2 protein-coding genes are annotated in these 1317 nt (G+C 39.5%); one reads left to right on the forward strand and one right to left on the reverse strand.

Annotated features, from left to right (window positions below; translation table 11 throughout):
- Nucleotides 1–186: hypothetical protein (locus tag F6K38_RS42190; RefSeq protein ID WP_287360822.1), on the forward strand; the 186-nt coding region annotated here is incomplete at its 5' end.
- 103 nt (nucleotides 187–289) lie between these two features.
- Here F6K38_RS42190 and F6K38_RS42195 read toward each other — a convergent pair.
- Nucleotides 290–880 (reverse strand): class I SAM-dependent DNA methyltransferase, encoded by a 591-nt coding sequence (locus tag F6K38_RS42195; RefSeq protein WP_287360825.1) that lies wholly within the window; start codon nucleotides 878–880, stop codon nucleotides 290–292.
- Between the last annotated feature and the right edge of the window lie 437 nt (nucleotides 881–1317).

The following is a 1317-nucleotide window of genomic DNA, read 5'->3' on the forward strand; positions in this document are numbered from 1 at the left end:
GTAACGCACCACTGCTGGGTCAAACAACTTTTAGAAGATGCACCCGATTTTGATTCAGGGAAATTGGGCGCGATGTTCCTTGGCCTTTCGGCCACGCTACGCGAACGGAACCGCTTCGCGAACGCATCATCTCCAGCACAACCGGTAGAGTTTTTGATCGGGGTCTATTTCACAGCGACACCATGATTATTAGTAACGCTATCTGGAATGAGCAAAACAATCTTGTTTCCCGATTCCCGATTCCCGATTCCCGACTCCCGATTCCCGACTCCCTTTCCTATTAAAAATCCTATGTATTTGCTTCAATGTAAATCATACGAGTTCGGATTGTAATTCCTTGGCTGGGAGAAGTCCAACCCACAATAAAATAATCTTCGATGGCATTGTCGATGGCAATTTTTGAGTGGTCATAAACTGGTATACCAACCTTTTTAATATATTCTTCTGTTGTTTCATCAAGGCTAAAAATAATAGTTTTGCGGGCAATTCGATTCATCTGCTTAATAGCTGTTGCCACGTCTTCCACAAACAGTAAGGAACTTAAACAAAAAACAAAATCGTAGGACTTGCTCTCAATTTCAGCGAGGGCTGTTTCAATGGGCTTGTGGATAGTTTTATAACCCCTTTTGGCCGCATAATCCAGCATCTTACTTGAAATATCAATCCCTGTATAGTCAAACTCCCCTTGCAACAATTCACTTAGGATACCTGTCCCACAAGCAATATCTAAAACACTGCCTTGATGGTGATTATGTCCATGGAATATTTTAACCGCTTCATTGACATACTGGACATTAGAACTGGGCTGCTTTAACACCTCGTCATATTTGGCAGCAAATTTATCATAATAGTCTTCAGCAGCATTTTTTGTTGTTGACATGATTAATATTTATAAATTTAGATATATTATAAATATTAATTATAGCATTTATCAATTGCTTTAGGGAACAGGTAATCGGGAATCGGGAATCGGGAATCGGGAATCGCTAAACAAAAAAATACTGTATACCTCATTACTATGAGAAACGCTATAAATTACATCTTATAAGTTTGACAAAGTGGCTGTGAATGGGATATGCTACTTCACGCTTGTTATCCAGCTTCGACAGTCTACTTCTATATTCTCCCGTGAAGTGTTATACTAACCAGGGTCATAAGCTCAGCTGAGTCACAATCATAACCAGTCCCCGAAAACAGCAGGAGTAAAAGAGATAAAATCCGCAGTTGTGGAAAGTATAGGAAACCGGAAAAATTTTTGATATGAGCCTTAACTTGAATAATCACCAAGACAAATACCGTTGTATTCCTCAGCTATTT

The sequence above is a fragment of the Moorena sp. SIO3B2 genome (genome assembly GCF_010692525.1).
Classification (GTDB): domain Bacteria; phylum Cyanobacteriota; class Cyanobacteriia; order Cyanobacteriales; family Coleofasciculaceae; genus Moorena; species Moorena producens.